This window comes from Achromobacter sp. D7-1 (genome assembly GCF_059760445.1).
This window is the reverse complement of sequence record NZ_JCBAMT010000003.1, coordinates 92,249-113,010: the sequence shown is the minus strand read 5'-3', so window position 1 is coordinate 113,010 and position 20,762 is coordinate 92,249. Positions and strand designations below refer to the sequence as shown.

Here is a 20,762-nt window from a genome sequence, read left to right as displayed (position 1 = left end):
TTCCGATTGACCTATCCGGTATCTCGAATTAGTATCCGACCTGTTGTATTAATTGCACCATCAACCATTGCCAGGCGGGCATGCGCGACATGCCCGGAGGACCTCGAATGTTTTCAGACCTTGCCCCGCTGTTCGATCCCAGCTCCCTCGTCCTGATCGGCGCCTCGGACCGGCCCGCCAGCATCGGCCAGCGCGCCTTGACCAATATCGTCGAGCACTCCAGCTACACCGGCGAACTATTCCTGGTCAACGCCACCAAGGACACGGTCATGGGCAGGCGCGCCTATCGCTCGGTGATGGATCTGCCCTATGCGCCGCAGACCGCGATCGTGGTCGTGCCGGCGCCGGCGGCGGTCAGCGTGCTGGCGGAATGCGGCCGCAAGGGTGTCAAGTTCGCCATCGTCCTGACCTCCGGCTTCGGCGAGACAGGCGAGGCGGGCCGCCAGCTCGAAGAACAGATGCGCGCCATCGTCCGCGAAACCGGGATCCGGATCTACGGACCGAACTGCCCCGGCATGAACAACAACAACCGCGGCCTGGGCTTCACGTTCTCGCCGGCCTTCCAGTACGACCGCATGCCCGGCCCGATCGGCCTGGTCACGCAGGGCGGCGGACTGGGCCGCACATTCCTGCAAGCCAGCGGCCGCGGCATCGGCATCGGCCTGTGGTGTTCGAGCGGCAACGAGGTCGACCTGACCGCCAGCGACTACATCAACCACATGGCCGCGATGCCCGAAATCAAAGTCATCGTCACGCTGCTGGAAGGCATCAACGACGCGCCCCGTTTCGCTGCCGCAGCGCTCAATGCCGCGCGCCAGGGAAAACCCATTGTGGCCCTGAAGGTCGGCAAGTCCGCCTACGGCGTCAAGGCCACGCAATCCCATACCGCCGCGCTGTCGGGCAGCGCGGACATCAACAGCGCCGCCTTCCGACAACTGGGGATCGTGGAGGTCGACGATATCGATGAACTGATCGATACCGCCGCGCTGCTGGCGCGCGGCGTGCCTGCGCGCGCCATTCGCACCGCCGTGTACTCGTTCTCGGGCGGCACCGTCGCGCTGGCTGCGGACATGCTGGGTTCCGCGGACCTGGCGCTGGCCGAGTTCGAACCGCGGACCCGCCAGGCCCTGGCGGAGCTGCTTCCCAGCTATGCGGCCATCGACAATCCCGTCGACACCACTGCGGAGATCCTGGTCCAGAGCGACATCAGCTACGGTTCGCTGCTGCGCGTGGCCCAGGACCCGAATGTGGACGTCGTGCTCTATCCCATCCCCATGGAATACGGCGACACCACACTGGCCGCCTGCCAGAACCTGGTCAAGGTACAGGCCGAGGTCGATATCCCCATCGTGCCGGTCTGGATGAGCGACAAGCTGGGAACCGGCTATCAATGCCTGGTGGACGCAGGCATTGCGCCCATCCGGACTCTGGGCAAGGCCATCAAGGCGCTGGCGAAATGGAACAGCCATGGCGCATCCGCCCGCGCCTTCGATCCAGCATGGGAGCCCTCCATCATGCACGCGGCGCCCCAGCGCGATACGCCGGCGCCGCAAGCCTACGCCGAGCGCGCCGCCAAGCAGCTACTGAGCGAGGCCGGAGTCGCCGTGCCCTTCGGCCGCGTCTGCCGGACGGCCGATGACGCCGTCGCCGCGGCCGCGCAATGCGACGGCCCGGTGGTGGCCAAGATCGTCAGCCCGCAGATCCTCCACAAGTCGGACATCGGCGGCGTCATCGTCGGACTGCGCACGGCCGAGGAAATCCGCAACGCATGGGAGTTGATCATGGCGCGGGCGCGAGAGGCGTATCCGCAGGCGGACATCGAGGGCATCCTGATCGAACAAATGATGGCGCAACGCGGCGTGGAGACCCTGGTGGGCGTGCACCGTGACGACCTGTTCGGCCACGTCCTGACTTTCGGCCTCGGCGGCGTTTATGTCGAGGTCTTCAGGGACGTGAGCCGCCGCCTCTTGCCGCTCACGCCCGCCGAGGCCCGCGCCATGATCGCCGAGACCCGCTGCCATCAGCTGCTTGCCGGGTGCCGCGGCCAGGCGCCGGCCGATATCGGCGCCCTGGAAAAACTGCTGCTGGCCGTGTCCGACTTCGTGACGCGCGGCCCCTATGAGGTCCAGGAACTTGATCTGAATCCCGTGCTGGTCAGCCCGGACGGCGCCGTCGCGCTGGACGCCGTGCTGATCGCATCCGCGCGATAGCGCACTTCAACATCCGCCGCTCCAGATGGCGGACCCATACAACAGGAGACTACCCATGTTCAACAAGCTCTTCGGACCCGCGGCGGGCGTGCTCGCCGCCGCCATGGCGCTCGCGCCGCTCAACGCCTCGGCCGACGCCGCCTTTCCGGACCGCCCGATACGGTTCATCGTCCCGTTCACCGCCGGCGGCATCACGGACAATGTGGCGCGCACGGTCGGCGCGCGCGCCTCCGAACTGCTGGGGCAGCCCATCATCGTCGAGAATCGCGCCGGCGCGGGCGGCAACATCGGCGCGGAATACGCGGCCAATAGCAAGCCCGACGGCTATACGATCTTTCTCGGCACCCAAGGCACCCAGGTCACCAATCCCCTGATCTACAAGAACGCCAGCAAGCCTGACAAGGCCCTGGTCGCCGTGCAGGGGCTGACGGCCATTCCCAATATCCTTGTCGTCAACGAATCCCGCCCGTACAACACGCTGGAGAAGCTCGTCGCCTATGCCAAGGCCAATCCGGGCAAGCTCAACACGTCCAGCGCCGGCGCCGGCACCGGCACGCACCTTGCGGCCGAACTGTTCCAGTCCGTCGCTGGCGTGAAATTCAGCCATATCCCGTTCAAGGGCAGCGCGCCTTCGATCACCGCGCTGATCGGCGGCCAGGTCGACATTTCCTTCGACTACCCGGTCTCGACCGAATCCTTCATCAAGAGCGGCAAGATCCGCGCGCTCGCCGTCACCGGAGAAGCCAGGCTGCCGTCCTTCCCCGAAGTGCCCACGCTCGCGGAACTCGGCTATCCGGGCGCCACCTCCGTGTCCTGGATGGGCCTCTTCGTGCCCGCCGACACGCCCGCGCAAGTGAGCGCCAAACTCGAAAAGGCGTTCGCCCAGGCCATCGACGATCCGCAGATCGCTTCGCGCCTGATCGCCTTCGGCGGCGTGCCGTTGAAGAAGTCCGGCGTGGATTTCTCCTCTTTCGTGAAGGACGAATCCGTCAAGTGGGGCAATGTGGTCAAAGAAGCCAAGGTGCAGCTGGACTAGGAGCCTTGCCATGCCTCACCCGCACCCTCTTCCCCTTTCCGGCATCGCGGTTGCCGATTTTTCCGAACTGCTGCCAGGGCCGTTCCTGACCCAGAACCTTCTGGAACTGGGCGCCGCCGTCACGAAGATCGAGCGCCCTCCGCACGGCGACAACGCGCGCCGCCTCTACCCCGGCGTGTTCGATGCCGTCAACCGCGGCAAGCCATGCGTCATGCTTGATCTCAAGCAGCCGGCAGGCGTGCAGGCGGCCCGCGAAATCATCGCGCGCAGCGATGTCCTGGTCGAGGGATTCCGTCCGGGCGTCATGGCGCGTCTGGGCCTGGGCTACGACGAGGCCGCCGCCATCAATCCCGGGCTGGTCTACGTGTCGTTGAGCGGCTACGGCCAGCACGGCCCCAATGCCCAGCGGCCAGGCCATGACATCAACTATCTCGCCACGGCGGGCGCATTGGCGCTGGCGGGCAGCGATCCCGCCATGCCTGCGCCAGGAGCCGGCCTGCCCGTCGCCGACCTTTGCGGCGCCATGTATGCCTTGTCCAGCATCTTGGCGGCCTTGATGCAGCGCCAGCATACGGGCCGCGGGCAACATCTGGACGTGTCGCTGACGGACTGCGTGGCCCACTGGATGAATCCGCGCCTGGGCCAGTTCTCCTCGGCCGGACTCGCCAGCCTGGCCGCGCAGCGCCAGGACGTGTTGAACAAGCCTGCCTATGGCGTGTTCCGCACGCGCGATGGCGCCTGCGTCGCGATTGCCGCACTGGAGGACCACTTCTGGCTACGCCTCGTGCAAGCCTTTGCCTTGGACCTGAGCACTGCGGAAACCTCGTCCTATCACCAGCGCGTAACGCTGGCCACGGACATCAACCACGCGATCGCCGGACACGTGGCCGGCCTGGATGCGCCGGACATCATCGCCCGCCTGGAGACCGCGGACGTGCCGGTATCGCTGGTGGAAGAGCCCCTGGCGCTGCGCGGCACGCCCCATGCGCGCGCCCGCGGTCTCTTCGACGGCCATGCCGAGGCGCGGTACGTCCGCTACCCGGTAAGGCTGGCCCACATGGACGAGGGTTGAATGGCCGCGCACATCGGCCTGGACGCGAAAAAGCTGAGCGCGCGCGAGACCTACCGGCTGCTGACCTCCTGCCTCGTACCCCGGCCCATCGCCTGGGTATCCAGCGTGGACGCGATGGGCCGGGGCAATCTGGCCCCCTTCAGCTTCTACACCATGGTGTCGACGGAACCGCCGCTGATCGCCCTGAGCATCAGCCAGCACCAGGGCCAGGATAAGGACACTGCGGCCAACATCCTGGAAACGGGAGAATTCGTCGTCAACTTCGTCACGCTGGAACAGCTTGCCCCCATGCACGCGTCCTCGGCCCGCTACCTGGCGGATGTCGACGAGGCCGCGCTGCTGGGCGTGGACATGGTCGCAAGCACGCGGGTCAGGCCGCGCGGCGTCGCGCGCAGCCCCATCCGGCTCGAATGCAAGCTGGCGCAGGCGCTCACCTTCGGCATCCAGTCCGCACGCCTGCTGGTGGGCGAGGTCATCCATTTCAGCATCGCCGAGCACTGCATGAGCGATGGCCGCATCGATGGTTCGCTGCTCGACCCTGCCTGCCGCCTCGGTGGCCCCTGGTATGCGGGCCTGGGCCCCAGAATCTCTGCCGGTCCGGCGCAGTCACTCTCCACTTCTGAATAGGCACTCCATGAGCCAGTATCACGCGCCATTGCATGACATCGACTTCCTCACGACCGCGGTGTTTCCCCTGGATCCGCATCTACAACGCTGCGGGTCCGCCCTGGACGCGGGACTCGCGCGCTCTGTCGTGCTCGAAGCCGAGAAATTCGCGCAAGGCTTGCTGGATCCCCTCAATCGCGTCGGCGACCAGCAGGGCTGCCGCCTGCATGAAGGCGGCGTTTCCACGCCCGCCGGATTCCAGCAGGCCTACCGCGCCTTCTGCGAAGGCGGATGGAATGGCTTGCGCCAGCCCGAGCAATACGGCGGCCAGGGGCTTTCCTGCGTGCTGTCCACCCTGACCGAGGAAATCTGGCACGCCTGCAATCCCGGCTTCGCCCTCTGCGCCATGCTGACCGGCGGCGCCATCGAAACCCTCTTGCATGCGGCGTCCCCGGCCTTGAAGGACCAGCTGCTGCCCCAGCTGATCAGCGGTGAATGGACCGGCACCATGAACTTGACGGAACCTGCCGCAGGCTCGGACCTTGGCGCCGTGCGCACCCGGGCAACCCTGCTGGAAGACGGATCCTATGCGATATCCGGCCAGAAGATCTTCATCACCTACGGCGACCATGACCTCGCGTCCAACATCATCCATCTGGTGCTGGCCCGCACGCCCGATGCGCCTGCCGGCGCGAAAGGCCTGTCGCTATTCGTCGTGCCCAAATACCTGATCCAGGACGACGGCTCGCCGGGCGCGCGCAACGATGTGCACTGCTCGGCCCTGGAGCACAAACTGGGCATCCATGCCAGCCCCACCGCGGTCATGCAGTTCGGCGCCGGGCAGGGCGCCACCGGCTACCTGGTCGGCGAGCTGAACCAGGGCCTGATGAACATGTTCGTCATGATGAACGAAGCCCGCTGCGCCGTCGGCAACCAGGGCCTGGCCGTTGCCGAACGCGCCTTCCAGCATGCGGTCTGGTATGCGCGGGAACGCAACCAGGGCAAGGTCATCGGCGAAGAGGGCGCGGCGCTTCCGATCCTGCGCCACCCGGACGTACGTCGCCTGCTGCTTTCCATGAAGAGCCGCATTGAATCGATGCGCGCGCTGGGCATGTACCTATCGATGCAGAGGGATCTGGCCCATGCCGGCGCGGACCTCGAAGTCCGCAGCCGCGCCCAGGCCCGCGTCGACCTGCTGATACCCGTCATGAAAGGCTGGTTCACCGAGACCGCCCAACGGATCACGTATGACGCGGTCCAGGTCTTCGGCGGCATGGGCTTCATCGAGGAAACCGGCGCGGCCCAGTACTACCGGGATGCGCGCATCCTGACCATCTACGAAGGCACCACCGCGATCCAGGCCAACGACCTGCTGGGCCGCAAGACAGTCCGGGACGGCGGCGCGCAAGCCTCGCTGCTGCTCGATGAGATTTCCCAACTGGCCGAAGCGATGCTTGCGGGCGCGGCCCCGGCCCGAGAGTTCGGCCGCAGCCTGCGGCAGGGCTGCACCCATTTGCGCGAAACCATCGCGTGGCTGCTGGAACGCCATGCCGCCGATCCGCGCGCCACCCATGCGGGCGCCGTGTCCTATCTTGAGCTCTGGGGCCTGGTGGCGGGCGCCTGGATGCAAGGGCTGCGCCTGCGCGCAGCGCTGGACGGCGGGGCCGACGGCGCCGCGCTGCAGGCAATCCAGGCCAGCGCCCAGTTCTATGCAGGCAATCTGCTGGTCCAGTCCGGCGCCTTGCGGCAGGCCATCGGCGAAGGCGGCGCCAGCATTGACGCCTTTCCCGACGCCTGCTGGTCCACTTAGAGTGCTATCTCTGCACCAGCGTCGCGCCAATCACCTTCATCGTCGGCATCAGCTGGCGCCAGGCGTCCTTGGGCATGGACGCCGGCCGCCGCAGCTGGGCCGCGGCCGGATCGTCCAGCAGATCGCCCTTGCAGGCGAACACGATGCTGTTGGTCATATCATCGTCCACCACTTCGAACATGGACGCGCCGAATGATGCGCGCACCCGATCCATATATTCGTGATGGTCCGGGTGGTTCACATGGAAGTTGATCACCAGGATGCCGTCCTCGCGCAAGGCCCTGAAACAGTCGGCGTAGAACTCAGCCGAACATAGCGGGCCGGGAATCCCGCCTACGCCGAACCCGTCCAGGAATATCACGTCGGCATGGTCCGACAGTCCGCGCATGTGTTCGGCCGCGTCGGCCTGGATCACGCGGAACCGTTCCCCGTCGCGCGGCACCATGAACGCGTCACGCAGGGCGATCACGGCGGGGTCGATCTCGACCACTTCGACAGCGCTGCCCGACAGATAGCGATGGCAGAACTTGGGCAGCGAGCCGCCGCCCAGCCCCACCATCAAGATACGGTCTGGATCCGGATTGAAGAGCACGAAGCCCATCATCATCCGCGTGTACTCCAGTTCGAGCGCGTCAGGATTGAGCGTGGACATGCTGCTCTGGATTTCCTGCTGCGTGAAATGCAGGGTGCGCCGGGTGCCGGAATTCTGGACGAAAGGCCGCAAATGCGCCGCCGGCGCGCCGGCAGGCGGAGTATCGGAAGGGTTGTGAACGTCGTCGGGCATGAAGAAACACTGCGTATTGCGAAGAAACACGCAGAAGATACCACTGCCCGGCCCGGCAACGCCCGCCGCCCCTCAGACCAACAAGACCGGGCAGGGCGCATGGGCGATGACCCGCGTGCACACCGACCCCAGCAAGGCATCCAGGAACGGCGCCCGATGGTGCGAGCCCATCACGATGGCCGATGCGCCGACCTTGATCGCATGCGCCACGATCTTGTCCGGCGTGTGTCCCGTGAGCTCATGGCATTCGAAGCTGACATTCCCCGCACGCAGGATGTCGACCACGGACTTCATTGCCTTGTCGCTCTCTTCGTGATGCCAGGCGTCGATGTCGGCCTGACCGATGAAGGCTTTGACATCGCCAGTCACGTCGGCCTCGCAATGCAGTACGTGCACCGTGAAATCCCGGTTCAGCAAAGGGCCTTCGACCAGATAGCGCGCGGCGGCGTCGCTGTGACTGGACCCATCGGTGGCAAGAATGATCGTGTTCATGACAGATCTCCGGTTCGTGGGACTCAGCCCTTGGGACCCGCGGCCTTGGCCGCGGCCCGTCTGGGCAGGAACATGCTGGCGCCCACGGATGCCAGCAAGATCAGGCCTACCGCTACTAGCGACCACTGCACCGGCACATGGAACCATGGCGCGGCCAGCATCTTGCCGCCGATGATGATGAGCACCGCGGCAAGTCCGTGCTTGAGGTAGCGGAAACGCTCCCGCATGTCGGCCAGCAGGAAATACAGCGCCCGCAGGCCCATGATGGCGAAAATGTTGGAAGTAAAGACCAGGAATGGGTCGGTGGTAACGGCGAAGATGGCGGGGATGCTGTCGACCGCGAACACCACATCGCTCGCCTCTATCATCAGCAGCACCACGAACATGGGCGTGGCATACCGCAGGCCGCCGATGCGCACGAAGAACGATTCGCCGTGGTAGTCCTTGGTGATGCGCATGGAGGACCGCAGCATGCGCACCAGCGGATTGCGGGCGATGTCAGGCTGATGATCCGCCCGCGCCAGCATCCTGGCGCCGGTTACCACCAGCAGCAGGCCGAACACGTAAAACAGCCAGTCGAAGCGCGACAGCAGCCATACGCCGGCGAGTATCATGCAAACCCGCATCACGATGGCGCCCAGCACGCCATACAACAGCACCCGGCGCTGCAATTCCAGCGGCACCACGAAGTAGCCGAAGATCAGCGAAAAGACGAACATATTGTCCACGGACAGGGACAGTTCGATCAGATAGCCGGTGTAGAACTCCAGCGTCTTGCGGTGCGCAACGGCCCGCCCCAGGGTGGTATCCAGATACCACCACATCAGGGCGCCGAACAAGGCGGCCAGCGCCATCCATACGCCCACCCAGAACAGGGCTTCGCGGGGCCGCACGCGATGCGCATGGCGACCGCCCAGCACGTACAGATCCAGCGCCAGCACGACCAGCACAAACCCGACGAACCCCGCCCACATCGGCATGGTGGCAAAGGTCTCGACCTGAGTCATCAGGACCTCCCGCCGTCGCTGCAAGACCGCTATGCGACGGCCAGCGGTACACAAAGCATGTACGAGTCCAGTCTAGAACTTCCGGACACGGCGAACAATTCGCCTGGATCGAACTGACGCTCAGGTTTTCTGGAACCGTCGCCGACGGTTCGCCAGGGGTGCTGTCGCCTCAGCCCAGATACTCCACATTGCCGCAGACGGAGATGCTCTGGCCGCTGATGATGGCGCCCTCGTCGGAACAAAGGTAGGCCACCTGATTGGCGATGTCCTGCGGACTGGTCATGCGGCGCAACGACACCTTGTCCACCAGCTGCTCGCGCATCGCATCGTTGCTCACGCCGCTGGCGGCGGCGCGGGCGGCGATGATCCGTTCGACCCGGTCGCCCGAGACGACGCCCGGCAGCACGGAATTGACGCGGATGTTCGACGGCCCCAGCTCCATGGCCCAGGTCTGCGTCAAGCCGGCCAAGCCGAATTTGCTGGCGCTATAGGGCGTACGCAACGAAAAGCCCAGGCGCCCCGCAACGGACGAGATATTGACGATGGCGCCGCCGCCTGCCGCCCGCAGCAGCGGCACCGCGCTGCGCGCGCACAGGAAGGTTCCGGTCAGATTGACGTCCAGCGTGCGCTGCCATGCGTCCAGCGTGGTTTCCTCCAGCCGGTTGGTCGGACCGGACACCCCCGCATTGTTGACGAGGGTGTCGAGCTTGCCCCATTTTTCCGTCAGCTCGCCGAACATGGCCTGGACTTGCGCTTCGCTGGACACGTCCGTCACGCTGACGCCCAGGCGCGGATGCTCGGCGGCGGCCGCCTTGCACGCCGCTTCGTCCACGTCGCAGACATGTACCTCGGCGCCCGCCTCCAGGAACCTGCGCGCGATCGCCAGGCCTATCCCTTGCGCGCCCGCCGTGATGAGGACGCGTTTACCTTGCAGTGAATTGCTCATGGCGTTTCCTTGTCAGAGCGCGAACTCGGGCCGGATTCCACTTTTGAGCGGCAGGCCCAGGATCTCGCGCGCCTCCGCGGGCGTGGCAGGCTCCATGTCCATTTCGCGGATGACGCGCACGACGCGCTCGGTCAGCTGGACGTTGGTGGCCAGCTCTCCGTGGCGGTAGTACAGGTTGTCCTCCAGGCCGACCCGCGCATGGCCGCCCAGCAACAGGGCGGCGATATTGGCCTCCAGCTGCGCTGGTCCGATGCCGCTGACGCAGAAGATGCTGTCTTTGGGCAGCAGATCCACCATCATCTGCAGGTGCCGTACCGAAAACGGCATGGCGTTCTGGAAGTTGCGATGCACGTTCATGACCAGGTTGATGAAATGGGGGCCTTCGTCCAGACCCTCTTCGATCAGCGTGGTGGCGTCCTGCAGGATGTGCGTGGGGCTGAAGACCTCCCATTCCGGCTTGATGCCGCGCGCCTGCATGCCGGCGGCCAGTTCGCGGGCCTTGCTAAGCGGCGTGTTCATCAGGTATTCGCGGTCGCCGAACGCGAGGTTCAAGGTCGTGGCGTCCAACGTGCACATCTCGGCGCCGGCATCCATACCCTTGAGCCGCTCTTCCCACAGGATCTCCCATGTGCCCGGCGTGGTCTCCTTGACCATGTCGCCATGCACCCCGCCGCCGGTGGAGTTGTTCAGCACGATATCGCAGCGGTCACGGATGAGCCGGTTCATTTCCCGGTACACCGAGGCGTCGCAGGTCGCCTGGTCGTCGGGACGGCGCGCGTGCAGCGCCACCACGCTGGCGCCGGCGTTATAGCAGCGGTATACGTCCTCCGCGATCTCCAGCGGCTGCGTGGGCAGGTGCGGATTCTGGCTCTTGAATGCCATGCCCCCGGTCGGGGCAATGGTGACGATGACTTTGCGTTTGCTCATGAGGTTCACTTCCAGAGCGCGCAGCGGCTCTCTTCCTTGGTGGTGAAGGCCTGGTTGCCGTCGATGGTCTGGACGACGTTGAAGTAGTCCCAGGGCTCCTTGGACTGTTCCGGCGTCTTGACCTGCAGCAGGTACATGTCGTGCACGACCCGCCCGTCCGGCCGCACCACGCCGTTCTTGATGTAGACGTCGTTCAGCTTGTTTTCGCGCAGATAGGCCAGCACGCGGTCGGCGTCGTCAGTGCCCGTGGCCTTGACCGCCCGCAGGTATTGCAGCGCCGCGGAGTAATCCGCCGCCTGTAGCGAGGAAGGCATGGCCTTACGCCGCTCGAAGAAGGCGCGGCCCCAGGCGCGGGTTTCGTCCGACGTATTCCAGTACCAGCTGTCCGTCAGGTACATGCCTTGCGAAGCCGGCAGCCCCATGGCGTGGATGTCGTTGATGAACATGATCAGCCCCGCCAGACGCATGGTCTTGGTGATGCCGAATTCATTGGCGGCCTTGATCGAGTTGGTCGCGTCCGCGCCGGCGTTGGCCAAGGCGAGGATATCCGCCTTGCTGCTTTGCGCCTGCAACAGGAAGGACGAAAAGTCGCTGGCCGCCAGTGGGTGCCTGACCGATCCGACGACGGTGCCGCCGCCGGCCTCGACCACCTTCGTCGTGTCGGCCTGCAAGGCATTGCCGAACGCGTAATCCGCGGTCAGGAAGTACCATTTCTTGCCGCCTGCCTTGACCACCGCCGCGCCGGTGCCGCGCGCCTGCGCCACGGTGTCGTAAGCGTAGTTCAGGGTGTAGGGCGTGCATTGCTCGTTGGTCAACGCCGGGGCGCCCGCGCCCACCACGATGATGGGCCGCTTCTTGTCGGCCGCGACCTTCGACATTGCCAGCGCCGTGCTGGAATTGGTGCCCCCGATCAGCATGTCCAGGCCCGCCTGGTCGAACCATTCGCGCGCCTTGGCCGAAGCGATGTCCGCCTTGTTCTGATGGTCGGCCGTCAGCAGCTCGATCTTCTTGCCGTTGATCTCGCCGCCCATCTCCTGGATCGCCATCTTGATGGCCTCGGCGCCGCCGGGGCCATCCGGCCCCGAGTACACGCCGGACATGTCGGTGATGAAGCCGATTCGAATAACATCGTCAGAAATCTGCGCCTGGGCCGCAGGGGCGTGCAGCAGCGACACGGCCAGACCGCAGGCCAGGGCGCTGCGGCACATCATGCCTTGCATGGGCAACATGCTTGTCTCCTCTTGTGGGTTTTGGCGTCTGGAACCTCGGCTATTCTGGTGCTGGGCCCCGGCGGCGGACAGTCATCATGGTGACAAAGCGGCCTAGGGTTTACCTGAGCGACGCCACAAAACAGCGACGAAGGAGGAAGACGATGCGCGAACCGCCAGCCGATGCCGGCAATGAACGCTTGAGCGCGACGCGGCGGCGCGCGCAGGGCGCGGTGGACAAGATGCTCGACGTGGTTCCTTGGTACAAGGGCCTGCCGGAACTCGAACGCACCATGATCCGCGCGGAACTGCGAGTCGTATCGCTGGCGGCCGGCGAATTCCTGTTCCGGGCGGGCAGCCGTTCGCCGGGATGGTATGGCGTGGTACAGGGCTTGGTGAAATGGTCCTCGCCCGGCGCCGACGGCAAGACGCTGTCCCTGGCCGGGTTCAGCACCGGCAGCTGGTTCGGCGAAGCCACCATGATCCGCCGCCAGCGGTTTGAATACGAGGTGGTCGCCCTCAGGCCCAGCCAGATCGTGATACTGCCGCGCGAGACCTGTGAACGTCTGTGGAACCACAACATCGAATTCACCAAGGCGCTGATGACGCACCTGGCGCAGCGGGTGGACTGGCTGATGAGCAGCTTCACCTCCAATGTGCTGCTGGACGTCGACACCACGGTCGCGCGCGCCGTCGCGGCGCAATTCAACGCGGAAAGGCATTCCGGCACGAATGGCCGCCTCAAGGTTTCCCAAGAGGAAATCGCAGGCCTGTGCGGCATTTCGCGGCAACGCTGCAATGCAGCGCTCGCCAGGCTCGCCCGAGCGGGTGTGCTGGAAACCTACTATGGCGGGCTGGCCATCCTCGACGTGGACGAGCTGCACAGGCTGGCCGACGTCAAGCGGAGCACCTAAGAAACCGAACCCAGCGGTATAAGAAAAGATGCCGCGCAGAACAGAAATTCTGTCTTTTCGCACGATGGGGACGACTCTATAGTTGCCGCGGCTAAAACAACAAACCGCCTTTCCGCACCTGAGGAGTCTGCCTTGAAAACCCCGTACGCGCCGCCCGTTTCGCTCCTGGATCCCTATGTCGGCACAGATGATCTGCCTCTGTACACGACTACCGTCTCCGTGACCGGCGGCGCGTCCGGACACGGCCGCGCGTCCGGCAAGGCCGTCTCGAATGACGGCGAACTGGAGCTCGAACTCAGGCTGCCCAAGGAGCTGGGCGGCAATGGCGGCGGCACCAATCCCGAGCAATTGTTCGCGGCGGGCTTCGCCGCGTGCTTTCATGGCGCCATGAGACTGGTCGCCATGAAAAACAATGTCCCGCTGCCGGCAGATTTCGCCATCCACTGCACCACCACTTTCGCGCGCGAAGCGTTTGACGGCCTGTTCTGCATCAAGGCCAGGCTGGAGATTTCCTTGCCTGGGATGGCCAAGGACATGGCATTGGCGCTGGTCCACGAAACCGAAACGATCTGCCCGTATTCGAAGATGGCGGATCAGGGCATCGCGTCTTCCGTGCATCTCAGCTAAGCAGCCAGTGGCCTGGTAGGGACGGAACCACATGCGCCACTGGCTGCGGTCTCGCCCATGTTCTCAGATACCCCGCGCCTTCATCGCATACGCAGCCGCCGCAAGCGTAGCACAACAGGCCAGCAGCAGATCCAGCCTCTGTCCCAGCCCGGCAAGAACCAGCCCAGCCCCCAGCAGGTTGTAGTAGATCAGACTCAGGATCGCGCCCGCCGTGCCGGCAGCGTTCGCATAGGCCCGCAGCGCGTCGGCCAGGATGTTGGGAATGGCAATCGCGTATGCCGCCGCAATCAACGCCATGCCGACGAGAAACGCCGAACTTTGGCTAAGCGCCGCCACCAGCCCGGCCCCTAGCGCCAGCAGCACGATGCCCAGCAGGACGAGGCGTTCGGGTGCGCACCCGCGCCGCAGCAACACCGTGTTGAGGAAGGCGCCGCATAGCGAGGCCGCGGCCAGCGCCAGGCCGCTTGCGCCGAAACCAAGCCAGGAATTCTCCAGGCGAGCGAAAAGGAAAGGGCCCAGCTGGTAGTAGCCGAAGATCGCGAGATTGAAGATGGCAATCAGCGCCGCGCTGCGCCAGATTGCGCGGTCCTGCAACATGGCGCGCAATGTCGGCCCGAAGGGTGGCGTCGAGTGCGGCTGGGGCCGGGTTTCGGGCCAGCGTAGCGCGCTGGCGCCGAGCAGCGCGACGGCGAGCAAGGCGAGCGCGAGGAATACGCCATGGACCCCGCCCGCCGCCGCGATCTCCTGCCCGGCATACATGCCGACGGCAGGACTCACGGCCAGTGCCATACCCAGAATCGAAAAGACCCGGGCCAGTTCCAGGCCCCGGTAGCTATCGCGCAAGGCGGTCTGCGTTACGATTGAGCCCACGGCAGCGCCGAAAGCGGAGATCAACCTGGCCGCGAGCAACTGCGTGAAATCGCCCGCCGCCATGGCCCAGCCCGCGCCCAGCGCGTAGATCGCCAGCCCTGCCAGCAATGCCGGCCTGCGGCCCCAGAAATCGCATAGCCGTCCCCACGCCACCACGCCGAAGGCGAAGGCCACAAACCAAAGCGACAGCGTCTGCGCCGCTTCTTCTGGCGCGGCCTGATAGGCTGTCGCGATCAGCGGCAAAGCAGGGCTGTATATCGTCTCGACTATCTGCGGAAAACTCAGCAGCAGAATGACAAGCGGAAGAGGCGGGCGGCGGTACATGGCAGCGTCGATAAACAGGGAGTCCGTTTTTTAGCCGGACGCCGCCGCCGCCGTTGTAGCCCGGAAGACAAAAAACATCGGAACTCGGACAAATGGCCAGGCTTGCCCCCACTGACGCGTTCAACCCCGACACCATGGCGCAGCCCGTGACGGGCATTGCGTCGCGCTTGATACAGCACGACTCCGGACTGCATAGCCACGGCCGGGGTCAGCTATTGTTCGCCCATGCGGGATCGATCCGCCTTGCGATGCCGGGGCTGATCGCGGTGCTGCCTCCCATCCGCGTGGCCTGGATCCCGCCAGCAACCGAACACCGCGTCCTGATCCGCGGCGAAGTCGAATACCGTTCGATCTATCTGGACCCGGCGCGTATCGCCGCACCCGCCGCCAACCCCGCCATACTTTCGATGACCCCGCTGTTGCGCGAGGTATTCGAGCGCATCAGTCTGGAACCCTTCGATACCGACTGGTCCGCGGACGCGCCGCGCAACCTGCTGGCCGTCTGCATGGACGAACTGCGCATGGCGCGGCAGGAGCCCATGCTGCTGCCCGTGCCCACCGACCGCCGCCTGGCCGGCCTGGACCTGGAGGAACTTCCGCCCGAACTCGACGCGCTGTCCGGGCGCGTCGGCGCGAGCGCGCGCACCATCACCCGGATATTCCAGCGCGAAACCGGCATGAGCTATCAGGCCTGGCGCCAGCTCTGGCGCCTGCTGCGCGCAGTGGATCTGCTGGCCGCGGGCCAGAGCGTGACCGCGGTGGCGTTCGATCTGGGCTTTGCCAGCGACAGCGCGTTCATTGCGTACTTCCGCCAGATGACGGGGAAGACGCCGGGGCGGTATCTTGCCCCAGCTTACAAACCACAGGCTGTATTTCGATAATACAAATCCCAGGCCGCACTCATCGCCGCTCTGCGCAGGCCCGCCATCCAGGCAAGCTCAGCCAGGGCAACCCGATCCGAGCCTGGAAGCTGGCAACGGCGTATCGCCGCCCGTATTCCCCGCGAACTTGCGAATCTTTTCCGCCAGCTCCGGCGTCGGCTTTTCATAACCGTAGCAATACGGCGGCGTCGGCGCGGACTCGGCCCGGTAATCCTGCAGCACCGGCTTCGCATCGCCCAGATACAGATTGTCCTTCAAGCGCAGGAAGGCCTTGTAGTCGCGCGTGTAGCCATGCTCGGACTTCAGTTTCTCGTAGGCGCCGCGGTCGGATTCACCGTTTTCCAGCGCGCTGCGCTTGGCGGCGATGGGAATGTAGTGGCAGTAGTTCACGTTGATTCCTTCCACCGTCGGAAAGAACTCGGGCTCCACGCATTTGCGTTGCGTGGAGTTCTTGAAGATATTGCCTTCGACCAGCGCGCGGGCCTCCAGGCTGAAACTCATGCCGTAGAAATCCCAGTCTTCCAGCAGATTGTTGAAGAGGTGGAAAGTGCCGAACTGCGCGCGGGGATTGCGCTGCACGGTGTTGAGGAAATAATTGTGGTGCAGTGTCACTCGCGCAATCGAATCGCGGTCGTAGTTGGCGTAGAGGTTCTTCGAGGTAATGTTGTTGAGCAGCATGACCTTGTTCGAATTATGGAACTTGGTCCATGAAATCGTGACATCGGTAGAACCGTTCTTCACGTTCAGCAGCCGGTCCGACATGCGCGAAAGATCCATGTGGTCGACCCACACGTCGCGGCTGTTGTTGGCCACGTTCACGGCTTGCGTCAGCCGCGACAGGCGCCCGTCTATCGTCAGATGCGTAAGGATGACGTTCTTGCTGCCATACACGCCCAGCCCGTCGTCGATCAGCGTGACGCGTTTGCCGCGCCCGTCTATCGTCGTGTTCGACGGCACGCGCAGCTGCGTATCCAGGACGATGGTCATGTCGGACGCGAAGCGGATCCACGTGGGGCCTTTCTTCGCCTGCGCCAGCGCGGCGCGCAGCGTCCCAGGGCCCGAGTCCTGATCGGACGTGACGTCGATGAACTTGCCGCCCAAGCCGCCCGTGGCCTGCGCACCGTAGCCCTCGCGCTGCTGCAGCAGCGCCGCAATGGACGGACAGTGCTCGTCCGGGCTCTTGCACGCTTCGCTGGCAGCGGCCGCCCCGCCGTACAGAACAGCCAGGGCGAACAGCCAATGCGCGGTTTTGATTGCAGCCTTCATCGGCATTGGCTCCTATTGCTGCGCGGACCGGTCCGCGGCGGTGACGTGGCGCCAGATGCCTCCGCTCAGGCGCAGGTTTTCCGGGGGACCGGCCACGTGCTCCCTCAGCCGTTCAAAATAGGCCTGCTGCCAGCGCAGGGAGTACGCATCGGCGTCCTCGCCGGGCTGGGGTGCGGGCAGCATCTCCAGCGTATAGGCGACGTGGCCGTTCTCCCAGCGCGGCGCGTAGAACACCGAGGGCACGCCCATGCGATGCGCCAGGTGCGACGCGAAGCTGGAATACGTTACTTCCTGCCCTTCGAAGGTGGTGCGCGGCGCCGCCGGATTGGCGGCCCCATCTATGGCCAGGCACAGCACATAGCCCGAGCTCAGCGCCCGCATGCAGGCCTTGGCGACCTGCGCCTCGGTCTGGTCCGCCGTGGAGATCAGGGCAGCGGAATAACTGCTCTGCGCAATGCTGGGCGCGGTCGCCAGCCAGCGCGACGGGATGCCCACCAGTTCCAGCGCCATCAGTCCGGCATACATGGGGCCGACGTGCGCCGTGGCGACCACCACCCCCTTGCCGGCGGCCAGCAGCGGCGCAAAGAAGCGCTCGCCGGTATCGAGTTCTCCCAGCACCTGCATCGCCTCTTCGACGCTCTCTTCGCGGCATTCAAGCCAGTCGAACAGCAGGTGGTCCACCAGATGGCCCCAGCGCGCGCGACGCTCCCATTGCGCACGGTCGATGCTGGTGTCGCCGCGCATCGACCAGGCCCAGTCCAGGCGCGCCTGCGGAATAGGGGCGGTAGGCAGCCGCTCCTCCAGCTGCGCCATGGCCTCCTGGAAAGTCGCCGGCAGCCGCTGGCCGCGTTGCGCGACGTATTTCCCGAACAGTGTCTCGGCCTCCTGCTTGCGCCCGGCCTGCGACAGCGCGCTGATGGTCGCGCGCTGCCAGAGCGGCTTCTCCGGCGATTTCTCCAGCAGATGCATCATCTGGTCGGCCGCGGCGTCGTACTGCAGCGTATAGCGCAAGGCGCGCGCATAGAAGGCCCGCGTCTGCTCCAGATCCGGCGCCAGATCAACAGCCTGCTTCAGCGGCGCCAGGGCCTCCTTGTAGCGTCCAGCGCGCAGCAGGGTCTCGCCATGCAACGTCAAGAGCCTCACGTCCGCAGGCGCCGCGTTCAGGCCGGCCTCGAAATGCGCCAGCGCATGCACCTTGCGGTCGTCCTCGTTGCCGCGCCGCAAATGCGCCAGCCCCAGGGACGAGCGCAAGACAGCGCAATCGTGGCCCGCGCCCAAGGCCGCATCGCCGAACCGGATCGCCGCCTCCACCCTGCCGTCTTCCAGCAGGGCGCGCACGCCCATCGTCGCCACGCGCTCGTTGGGCAGTTCGCGCGGGTCCAGCGCCGCCGCCATGTCCGCCGCCTCTGCCGCGTCGCCATTGCGCACGAAGGCCATCAGCCAGGCATGGGCTTCGCCGGGCTCGTTTTCCGCCATGCTCCTGGTCGCGCGGGCGACCTCGGCAGCCTCGGCCGTCCGGCCGGCCTGCACGCGCAACTGGATGCGCGCCGCATGCAGGGCCGCGGCGCCGGGCTCGATGCCGGCGGCGGCGTCCGCCTCGGCGATGGCGCGATCCCATTGCTCGGTGCGGCCGAAGAGGCTGGCGAGCAGGCGCCGCTCGTCGGCGCGCGCGGGATAGACCGCGACCATGATCTCCAGCGCGGCAATGGCCGCGGCCAGCTTGCCCTCCCGCACCAGGGGAGAAACCAGCAGGCGGCGCGCATCGCGCCAGCCGTCGGCCGCCTGCCGCAGCGCCGGCTCCAGCGCGGGCATTTCATTCAGCGGCTCGGGCGACGAATGAATCTGCTTGATCAGATCGCGCAAGCGCGCCGTGGCGTCGACTCCGACAGGACGATCCGCAATTGCCATATCAACCATGACGCAATCCCCTCAACAAAGCCATCGCCACACGCGCGATGAACATCAGCACAAAGCCCAGCGCCAGCGCCTGCAGCAACAGGATTCCCGTGCGCGGACTGCTCGGGCGGTCCGTCGGCACCGGCTGCGCAATGATGGACAGGTAGCGCTGCAGGCGCAGCGTGTCGGTCATGGCCTGCTGGTAGGTCTGCTGCGCCAGGGTCAGGTTCGAATCCGCGAACACCTGGGCATTCCTCAGCGCTTCATAGGATTTGAGCTGCTTCGCTTCCGTGTTGCCGCCGCCGCTCAGGCGCTGACGCACCGCCGCAATCCGCTTTTTCAGGGACGTCACCTGCATCTCGGCGGGCCGCAGCATGAAATGGTCCTTGTTGCCCAGCGCGCGGATCTTGTCGAGATTGATCTGTGCGGTGTTGAGCTCACCTTCCAACTGGCTGGAGAGGTTCAGCAGCATCGTCACCGTGGCGGTGGGGTCGATGTTGCCATGGGTGGTGCGCCACGCGGTCAGCGTCTCTCTGGCGGCAAGCGCCTTCTGCTCCGCGAGCTTCACTGCCTCCTCGCTCACTTTCAGTTTGTCGGCGACGCCCTTTTCGTTCATGGAGCTGACGAAGTTCTCGGCCAGCTCGATGAGCGCCCTGGACAGAATCGCGGCGTCCTCCGACGAAAACGCGCTCACGCGCAGCACGTCGATCTGCTCCAGCGCGTTGAAGGACACCTTCACCGAAGCCTGGTAGGCGCGGAAGAGATCGTCCTCGCTGGAATCCTCGGCCAGATGGTTTATCGGATCCATGCCCGCGCGGATCAAGTACTGGCGCAGCCCGACCTTCTTGTCGAGCTGCTGCATGGCGTCGCGCGACTTGAGAAAATCGGCGACCGCCCATCCGTCCACGAAGCCGCCCAGCATGCCGCCCGCGTTGCCCGTGGTCAGGAGGCTGGCCGCCGCGCCACCGCCGCCTTGCTGGCCGGAGGCTGACTGCACGAAGAAGCGCGACTCGGCCTCGTAGCGCGGCGTGGCAAACAGAGAAACATAGATCAGGGCGCACACCACCGGCGCCAGCACCATGAGCGTGTTGATCCAGCGATGGCGGCGCCGCTCACGCAGCGCCGATTGGCGCTCGCGGCGGCGGCGTTCGATTTCGGACCTGCCCTCAGAGGCCGATTCCGCCCTCATCGAAGCCGCCTCCGAAGACGTCGTCGCCTGTGCCGGATTCGCTCCTTGATCGTCGCGGAGGATACTTGCGGATGCACTGGTCGAGGTCGTCTTCGATGCTGAGCGCGCTTCGTTCATAAATCAAACCCTTGAAGCAATAGTCCGCCAACTGATTCTGGCGATAACTGGAAAGAATGAGTGTCCGGCCAACCAGCCGCTCTTCGAAAAGAGCCAGCCACAGGCGGGTGAAACGGCAAGGCTCGAAGGGGATGGCCCCTTCGATCACATAGACGTCGAACGCTGGCGCCAACGCCAGCGCAAAGGAGAATTCCTGCCGCGCGTAGAGCGGCCAATGCTCCATGGGCTTGGCCAGGGTCCTGGGATCGCTGACCAGGTCGGCGACCAGTTCGTGCGTGGCATCCGCGTCGATCTCGTACATCTCGCTGACGAAGTCGATCATGCTCAGGCCGTTGGCCTTGCCGCGGATGAAGCCCTGCCGGCCGATGGCCCAGGAGACGTTGCCGTCGTGCTTGACGAAGCCCTGGCGAGGCGGACGCAGCCCGCACAGCACGTCAACGATCTGACGATGCAGCTCGGGCGCGGGCGACAGCAGCGCATAGCGCCCGACCGGGATCGCGAGATCGACATTGGAAAGCAGCGCTTGCCTGCTTCCGAATGCATAGGGCTCGTCAGTGACGCCATTGAAATGGATCATCTA

General features: G+C 65.3%; 19 protein-coding genes. 8 read left to right on the top strand and 11 right to left on the bottom strand.

Annotated features, from left to right (window positions below):
* Positions 1-107 precede the first annotated feature (107 nt).
* The 5 genes from AC6LKD_RS02750 to AC6LKD_RS02730 are packed head-to-tail and all read left to right on the top strand — an operon-like array spanning position 108 to position 6,734.
* Complete coding sequence (locus AC6LKD_RS02750; protein WP_498114984.1) at positions 108-2,210, top strand: acetate--CoA ligase family protein; 2,103 nt, start codon at positions 108-110, stop codon at positions 2,208-2,210.
* A 55-nt stretch (positions 2,211-2,265) separates the two neighbouring features.
* Positions 2,266-3,246, top strand: a complete 981-nt coding sequence (locus AC6LKD_RS02745; protein ID WP_207469139.1) for a Bug family tripartite tricarboxylate transporter substrate binding protein — start codon at positions 2,266-2,268, stop codon at positions 3,244-3,246.
* A gap of 10 nt (positions 3,247-3,256) precedes the next feature.
* Positions 3,257-4,318: a CaiB/BaiF CoA transferase family protein gene (locus AC6LKD_RS02740; RefSeq protein WP_498114982.1), complete on the top strand. Its 1,062-nt coding sequence runs from the start codon at positions 3,257-3,259 to the stop codon at positions 4,316-4,318.
* Positions 4,319-4,945 carry a flavin reductase family protein gene (locus AC6LKD_RS02735; protein ID WP_498114981.1) on the top strand — a complete coding sequence of 209 codons (627 nt, stop codon included), beginning with the start codon at positions 4,319-4,321 and terminating at the stop codon, positions 4,943-4,945.
* 7 nt (positions 4,946-4,952) lie between these two features.
* The gene (locus tag AC6LKD_RS02730) at positions 4,953-6,734 is read left to right on the top strand and encodes an acyl-CoA dehydrogenase family protein (RefSeq protein WP_498114979.1); all 1,782 of its coding nucleotides are present in this window, start codon (positions 4,953-4,955) and stop codon (positions 6,732-6,734) included.
* A 4-nt stretch (positions 6,735-6,738) separates the two neighbouring features.
* Here the strand turns inward: AC6LKD_RS02730 and AC6LKD_RS02725 are convergent, their stop codons facing one another.
* From AC6LKD_RS02725 to AC6LKD_RS02700, 6 genes are all read right to left on the bottom strand, one after another.
* The gene (locus tag AC6LKD_RS02725) at positions 6,739-7,518 is read right to left on the bottom strand and encodes a fused MFS/spermidine synthase (RefSeq protein WP_498114978.1); all 780 of its coding nucleotides are present in this window, start codon (positions 7,516-7,518) and stop codon (positions 6,739-6,741) included.
* A 72-nt stretch (positions 7,519-7,590) separates the two neighbouring features.
* Positions 7,591-8,010, bottom strand: coding sequence for a universal stress protein (locus AC6LKD_RS02720; protein WP_498114976.1), 420 nt, complete (start codon positions 8,008-8,010; stop codon positions 7,591-7,593).
* A gap of 23 nt (positions 8,011-8,033) precedes the next feature.
* Positions 8,034-9,017, bottom strand: a complete 984-nt coding sequence (locus tag AC6LKD_RS02715) for a TerC family protein (protein ID WP_498114974.1) — start codon at positions 9,015-9,017, stop codon at positions 8,034-8,036.
* A 169-nt stretch (positions 9,018-9,186) separates the two neighbouring features.
* Positions 9,187-9,963, bottom strand: a complete 777-nt coding sequence (locus tag AC6LKD_RS02710; RefSeq protein WP_498114973.1) for an SDR family oxidoreductase — start codon at positions 9,961-9,963, stop codon at positions 9,187-9,189.
* Between the two features lie 12 nt (positions 9,964-9,975).
* On the bottom strand, positions 9,976-10,890 hold the full coding sequence (locus AC6LKD_RS02705; protein ID WP_498114972.1) for a beta-keto acid cleavage family enzyme: 915 nt from the start codon (positions 10,888-10,890) through the stop codon (positions 9,976-9,978).
* 5 nt (positions 10,891-10,895) lie between these two features.
* Entirely contained in the window at positions 10,896-12,119 is a 1,224-nt protein-coding gene (locus AC6LKD_RS02700; RefSeq protein WP_013391007.1) for an ABC transporter substrate-binding protein, read from the bottom strand.
* 143 nt (positions 12,120-12,262) lie between these two features.
* Between AC6LKD_RS02700 and AC6LKD_RS02695 the strand changes: the two genes are divergently transcribed.
* Both AC6LKD_RS02695 and AC6LKD_RS02690 read left to right on the top strand, forming a co-directional pair.
* Positions 12,263-13,012 (top strand): Crp/Fnr family transcriptional regulator, encoded by a 750-nt coding sequence (locus AC6LKD_RS02695; protein ID WP_013391006.1) that lies wholly within the window; start codon positions 12,263-12,265, stop codon positions 13,010-13,012.
* 132 nt (positions 13,013-13,144) lie between these two features.
* Positions 13,145-13,639 (top strand): Ohr family peroxiredoxin, encoded by a 495-nt coding sequence (locus AC6LKD_RS02690; protein WP_041652077.1) that lies wholly within the window; start codon positions 13,145-13,147, stop codon positions 13,637-13,639.
* Between the two features lie 63 nt (positions 13,640-13,702).
* On the opposite strand, the gene AC6LKD_RS02685 is transcribed toward AC6LKD_RS02690, so the two are convergent.
* A complete protein-coding gene (locus tag AC6LKD_RS02685) occupies positions 13,703-14,833 on the bottom strand; it encodes an MFS transporter (RefSeq protein WP_498114971.1) in 1,131 nt (376 codons plus the stop codon).
* Between the two features lie 92 nt (positions 14,834-14,925).
* Between AC6LKD_RS02685 and AC6LKD_RS02680 the strand changes: the two genes are divergently transcribed.
* Positions 14,926-15,714, top strand: a complete 789-nt coding sequence (locus AC6LKD_RS02680) for a helix-turn-helix domain-containing protein (RefSeq protein ID WP_013391003.1) — start codon at positions 14,926-14,928, stop codon at positions 15,712-15,714.
* 57 nt (positions 15,715-15,771) lie between these two features.
* Here the strand turns inward: AC6LKD_RS02680 and AC6LKD_RS02675 are convergent, their stop codons facing one another.
* Genes AC6LKD_RS02675 through AC6LKD_RS02660 form a run of 4 tightly spaced genes read right to left on the bottom strand, consistent with a single transcriptional unit; the run spans position 15,772 to position 20,759 of the window.
* Positions 15,772-16,980 carry a pectate lyase family protein gene (locus AC6LKD_RS02675; RefSeq protein WP_013391002.1) on the bottom strand — a complete coding sequence of 403 codons (1,209 nt, stop codon included), beginning with the start codon at positions 16,978-16,980 and terminating at the stop codon, positions 15,772-15,774.
* A 12-nt stretch (positions 16,981-16,992) separates the two neighbouring features.
* Positions 16,993-18,897 carry a Vi polysaccharide transport protein VexE gene (locus AC6LKD_RS02670; RefSeq protein ID WP_498114970.1) on the bottom strand — a complete coding sequence of 635 codons (1,905 nt, stop codon included), beginning with the start codon at positions 18,895-18,897 and terminating at the stop codon, positions 16,993-16,995.
* A complete protein-coding gene (locus tag AC6LKD_RS02665; RefSeq protein WP_013391000.1) occupies positions 18,890-20,065 on the bottom strand; it encodes a KpsE/RkpR family capsule polysaccharide export protein in 1,176 nt (391 codons plus the stop codon). Before AC6LKD_RS02665 ends, AC6LKD_RS02670 begins: the two co-directional genes overlap by 8 nt.
* A complete protein-coding gene (locus tag AC6LKD_RS02660; protein WP_013390999.1) occupies positions 20,043-20,759 on the bottom strand; it encodes a P-loop NTPase family protein in 717 nt (238 codons plus the stop codon). Before AC6LKD_RS02660 ends, AC6LKD_RS02665 begins: the two co-directional genes overlap by 23 nt.
* Between the last annotated feature and the right edge of the window lie 3 nt (positions 20,760-20,762).

What these genes read in the sequence shown, in the direction of transcription:
- AC6LKD_RS02750 (WP_498114984.1), top strand. Translation starts at nt 108, where the DNA reads ATGTTTTCAGACCTTGCCCCGCTGTTCGATCCCAGCTCCCTCGTCCTG.
- AC6LKD_RS02675 (WP_013391002.1), bottom strand. Translation starts at nt 16,980, where the DNA reads ATGAAGGCTGCAATCAAAACCGCGCATTGGCTGTTCGCCCTGGCTGTT.
- AC6LKD_RS02670 (WP_498114970.1), bottom strand. Translation starts at nt 18,897, where the DNA reads ATGGTTGATATGGCAATTGCGGATCGTCCTGTCGGAGTCGACGCCACG.
- AC6LKD_RS02680 (WP_013391003.1), top strand. Translation starts at nt 14,926, where the DNA reads ATGGCCAGGCTTGCCCCCACTGACGCGTTCAACCCCGACACCATGGCG.
- AC6LKD_RS02715 (WP_498114974.1), bottom strand. Translation starts at nt 9,017, where the DNA reads ATGACTCAGGTCGAGACCTTTGCCACCATGCCGATGTGGGCGGGGTTC.
- AC6LKD_RS02660 (WP_013390999.1), bottom strand. Translation starts at nt 20,759, where the DNA reads ATGATCCATTTCAATGGCGTCACTGACGAGCCCTATGCATTCGGAAGC.
- AC6LKD_RS02695 (WP_013391006.1), top strand. Translation starts at nt 12,263, where the DNA reads ATGCGCGAACCGCCAGCCGATGCCGGCAATGAACGCTTGAGCGCGACG.
- AC6LKD_RS02705 (WP_498114972.1), bottom strand. Translation starts at nt 10,890, where the DNA reads ATGAGCAAACGCAAAGTCATCGTCACCATTGCCCCGACCGGGGGCATG.
- AC6LKD_RS02725 (WP_498114978.1), bottom strand. Translation starts at nt 7,518, where the DNA reads ATGCCCGACGACGTTCACAACCCTTCCGATACTCCGCCTGCCGGCGCG.
- AC6LKD_RS02710 (WP_498114973.1), bottom strand. Translation starts at nt 9,963, where the DNA reads ATGAGCAATTCACTGCAAGGTAAACGCGTCCTCATCACGGCGGGCGCG.
- AC6LKD_RS02720 (WP_498114976.1), bottom strand. Translation starts at nt 8,010, where the DNA reads ATGAACACGATCATTCTTGCCACCGATGGGTCCAGTCACAGCGACGCC.
- AC6LKD_RS02740 (WP_498114982.1), top strand. Translation starts at nt 3,257, where the DNA reads ATGCCTCACCCGCACCCTCTTCCCCTTTCCGGCATCGCGGTTGCCGAT.
- AC6LKD_RS02665 (WP_013391000.1), bottom strand. Translation starts at nt 20,065, where the DNA reads ATGAGGGCGGAATCGGCCTCTGAGGGCAGGTCCGAAATCGAACGCCGC.
- AC6LKD_RS02700 (WP_013391007.1), bottom strand. Translation starts at nt 12,119, where the DNA reads ATGTTGCCCATGCAAGGCATGATGTGCCGCAGCGCCCTGGCCTGCGGT.
- AC6LKD_RS02730 (WP_498114979.1), top strand. Translation starts at nt 4,953, where the DNA reads ATGAGCCAGTATCACGCGCCATTGCATGACATCGACTTCCTCACGACC.
- AC6LKD_RS02745 (WP_207469139.1), top strand. Translation starts at nt 2,266, where the DNA reads ATGTTCAACAAGCTCTTCGGACCCGCGGCGGGCGTGCTCGCCGCCGCC.
- AC6LKD_RS02685 (WP_498114971.1), bottom strand. Translation starts at nt 14,833, where the DNA reads ATGTACCGCCGCCCGCCTCTTCCGCTTGTCATTCTGCTGCTGAGTTTT.
- AC6LKD_RS02735 (WP_498114981.1), top strand. Translation starts at nt 4,319, where the DNA reads ATGGCCGCGCACATCGGCCTGGACGCGAAAAAGCTGAGCGCGCGCGAG.